This is a genomic window from Acidovorax sp. HMWF018, from assembly GCF_003061035.1.
Classification (GTDB): Bacteria; Pseudomonadota; Gammaproteobacteria; order Burkholderiales; family Burkholderiaceae_C; genus Acidovorax; species Acidovorax delafieldii.
In genome coordinates this window covers 1-3,525 of sequence record NZ_QAIM01000001.1, presented here as the reverse complement: position 1 = coordinate 3,525, position 3,525 = coordinate 1, and the positions used below count along the sequence as shown (strand labels likewise).

5 protein-coding genes are annotated in these 3,525 nt (G+C 65.0%); 1 reads left to right on the top strand and 4 read right to left on the bottom strand.

The genetic code is table 11. The annotated features are described in order from the left end of the window. The 3 genes from uraD to DBR23_RS00015 form a co-directional block, all read right to left on the bottom strand. The coding region (gene uraD, locus DBR23_RS00025) for a 2-oxo-4-hydroxy-4-carboxy-5-ureidoimidazoline decarboxylase (RefSeq protein WP_108496885.1) at nt 1-898 on the bottom strand (898 nt) is incomplete at its 3' end. Nucleotides 899-903: 5 nt separating this feature from the next. Beyond that, nucleotides 904-1,860: an allantoinase PuuE gene (gene puuE / locus DBR23_RS00020; protein ID WP_108496884.1), complete on the bottom strand. Its 957-nt coding sequence runs from the start codon at nt 1,858-1,860 to the stop codon at nt 904-906. A 13-nt stretch (nt 1,861-1,873) separates the two neighbouring features. Next, nucleotides 1,874-2,542 carry a GntR family transcriptional regulator gene (locus tag DBR23_RS00015; RefSeq protein WP_108496883.1) on the bottom strand — a complete coding sequence of 223 codons (669 nt, stop codon included), beginning with the start codon at nt 2,540-2,542 and terminating at the stop codon, nt 1,874-1,876. Between the two features lie 108 nt (nt 2,543-2,650). Between DBR23_RS00015 and uraH the strand changes: the two genes are divergently transcribed. Beyond that, nucleotides 2,651-3,001: a hydroxyisourate hydrolase gene (gene uraH / locus DBR23_RS00010; RefSeq protein ID WP_015012870.1), complete on the top strand. Its 351-nt coding sequence runs from the start codon at nt 2,651-2,653 to the stop codon at nt 2,999-3,001. Between the two features lie 155 nt (nt 3,002-3,156). On the opposite strand, the gene DBR23_RS00005 is transcribed toward uraH, so the two are convergent. Further along, nucleotides 3,157-3,525: hypothetical protein (locus tag DBR23_RS00005; protein ID WP_233250187.1), on the bottom strand; the 369-nt coding region annotated here is incomplete at its 5' end.

The following is a 3,525-nucleotide window of genomic DNA, read 5'->3' as shown; positions in this document are numbered from 1 at the left end:
CAATCACCTCGATGCCAAACGGCAGGCGCCGGCCCGCGCGGTGCAGTTCGCGCACGCAGGCCATGGGCACAAAGATGCCCAGGCGCCCGTCGTACTTGCCGCCATTGCGCACGGTGTCGTAGTGCGAGCCGGTCATGAGGTACTTTGCACCGGGTGTGGCGGCGCGATACCGCCCCACCACGTTGCCCACGGCGTCCACCTCGACCTCGTCAAAGCCACAGTCGCGCATCCAGTGGCTGATGCGCTGGGCGCAGGCGCGGTGGGCGTCGGTGAGGTAGGTGACGGTGAGCTGGCCCTTTTCGGCAAAGCCGGGGTCGGAGTGTTCGGCCAGCTTTTCATGCCAGTCCCACACGTCATTGCCCAGCACAGGTTCGGCGGCGAACTTGTCGTTCAGCCGGATCTCGGCGATGCGGTGGATGTTGCGCAAGGCCTCTGCCACCTCGAACTCCGGGTGGTTGTCGAGCCGCCGCGCAAAGGTGTCGATGATCTGCTGCTTGTTCAACCCCGCGCCACGCGGTCCGCGCACGGCCAGAATGAAGGGGAAACCAAAGCGTGCGTTGTAGTCGGCATTGAGCTGCTGGATGCGCGCAAATTCTTCGGGCGTGCACTGCGTCAGGCCCGCCTTGGATTGCTCATTGGTCGATTCAGCCGTAAGGCTTTTCGCCACCATGGCCTTGCCCGCGAGCTCGGGGTGGGCGCGGATCAGGCCCAGCTGCGCCTCGGTGCTGGCGGTGCGTACTGCGTGGGCCAGGGCGTGCTTGAGGTGTGCCAGCGAGCGGAATGGCCGTTGCGTGAGCGCCTGCTCGGCAATCCAGGGGGAATGCTCGTACACGCCGTCCAGCGCCTCCAGGGCCTGCGCGGGCGTGGCGGCATTCAGTTGGTCAAGGGTCCATGCCATGGTCATCAGGCCTTTGTGGTGGGGTAGGGGTGCACGGCCTTCCAGTGGCGCGCGATGTCGATGCGGCGGGCCACCCACACCTTGTCGTACTGTGCGATGTGGTCCAGAAAACGCTGCAGCGCCGTGATGCGGCCCGGGCGGCCCAGCAGGCGGCAGTGCATGCCAATGCTCATCATCTTGGGTGCGTTGTCGCCGGCCGGGTCGCCCTCGGCATACAGCGCATCGAAGGTGTCCTTCATGTACTGGAAGAACGGGTCGGCGTGCGAATAGCCCTGGGGCAGCGCAAAGCGCATGTCGTTGCAATCGAGCGTGTAGGGCACGATGAGCTGGGGCACCACGCTGCCGTCGGTCTTTTGCACCTTCATCCAGAAGGGAAGGTCGTCGCCGTAGTAGTCGCTGTCGTATTCAAAGCCGCCGTAGTCGGCTACCAGGCGGTGGGTGTTGGGGCTGTCGCGGCCGGTGTACCAGCCCAACGCCCTTTCGCCCGTCATTCGTTGGATGATTTCCATCGCCTCTTGCATGTGGGCGCGCTCCACCTCTTCGGGGATGTGCTGGTAATGGATCCACTTGAGCCCATGGCACGCAATCTCGTGGCCCAGCTCCACAAAAGCCGCCGTGAGGTCGGGGTGGCGCTGCAGGGCCGTGGACACGCCGAACACCGTGAGGGGCAGCTGGCGCTTTTCAAACTCGCGCAGGATGCGCCACACGCCAGCGCGCGATCCGTATTCATAAATGCCCTCCATGCTCATGTGCCGCTCGGGGTAGCTGGCCGGGTTGAACATTTCGGACAGGAACTGCTCGCTGCCCGCATCGCCATGCAGCACCGCGTTTTCGCCGCCCTCTTCGTAGTTCAGGACGAATTGCACGGCAATGCGCGCGCCACCGGGCCACTGCGCATGGGGCGGGGTCTTGCCGTAGCCAATAAGGTCGCGGGGGTAGGCCTGGGTGGTGTCGTAGATCATGGTGGGGTGGTTTTCAAGAGGCCAGGGCGGCGGCCAGATCGCTGGCAGGGCGCTTGCGGTCAAAGGTCAGGCTGGCTTCGACATGTTCGAGGTGGCTTTGCATCAAGGCGACGGCACGTTCTTCGTCGCGCGCGGCCAGGGCCGCCACGATGTCGGCGTGCTCCTCGTGCGAGTGTTCGGCGGCGCTGGCTGACTGGTACATCAGCGTGATGAGTGCACAGCGCGAGATCAGGTCGCCCAGCATCTGCGCCAGCACCTCGTTGCCCATCAGTTCGGCCATGCGCACATGAAAGTCGCCCAGCAACTCGGTGCGGGTGCTGGCGTCGTGTGTGCCCATGGCGGTCTTCTCGCTGGCCACGTGGGCGCGCAGGGCCTTGAGCTTGGCGGGTGTCACGCTGCGCACAAAGGCGCGGGTCATTTCGGTTTCCAGCATGCGGCGCACGGCAAACACCTGGCGCGCCTCCTCGACCGAGGGCGTGGCCACAAATGCGCCCCGTGCGGGCTCCAGCGTGACCAGCCGGTTCTGTGCCAGCTGGAACAGCGCCTGGCGCACCAGCGTGCGCGACACGCCAAAGTGGTCGGCCAGCTTTTGCTCGGCCAGCTTGGTGCCGGGTTGCAGGCGGTGCTCTACGATGGCGCGGGTCAGCGCTTCGACAATGGCGCTGGTGGAGGAAGATTCCATGGCTGCATGATACGGTGGATGGTGAAAAGTGTATACACTTTTGGTCTACACACTGCGATCTGGCAATCGTCGCCGATTGGACAGACTCTTACTTCAGGAGATTCCCCCATGGGATTGAGCACCCACGTTCTGGACACCATGAACGGCTGCCCTGCGGCCGGCATGGAAGTGGCCCTGTATTCCACCGACGGCGACAACGCCACCCTCATCAAGCGCCTGGTGCTGAACCACGACGGCCGCACCGACGCACCGCTGTTCGACAACGCCAGCCTGCGCACTGGTACCTACAGGTTGCGCTTTGATGTGGCGGGTTACTTCAAGGCCCGGGGTGTGCAGCTGCCCGAGCCGAATTTTCTGAACCAGGTGAGCCTGGACTTCGGCATTGCGCATGCCGACCAGCACTACCACGTGCCGCTGCTGGTCAGCCCCTGGAGCTATTCGACCTACAGAGGCTCGTAGTGTGAAGCCCCCTGAGTCGCTTCGCGCCTTCCCCCTCAGGGGGACGCCGCCAGCGCGGCGGGGCGGCCCTTGCGCGGCGGCCCTGGTCTAAGCAGCGACAGTTGCCAGGGTCGGTGTGTATCCGCACTACTAGCGCGCGGGTAAAACGCCAGCTTCTAAAGCTGCCCTTCGGTCAGCGTATCAAGCTGAAAGTGCCCGCTCTTGTCCCACAGCCAGGTCTCGGTGTAGGTGACCTTGCCCATGCGGGCCGGGACAGGGAACGGGGCTGCAGCGCGCACTGTGCGCTCGATCTCGGTGACCACCTCGGGGGCATGGCGCGGGGCGCGCATCCAGTGCAGGCGGGTGATCTTGCCCGCGCGGTCGATGTCGAGCTGCAGCACGCCAATGGCATACAGCTGCGGCGGCAGTTTGCCTTTGAAGATGCGTTCGCGGTTCAGGCCATACAGGTGCGTGGCGGCATCCTGGCGGTAGGCCAGCGGTGTGGCAGCGGCCGAGGGGCGCGCAGACCCGGCCGTGGCGGGCAC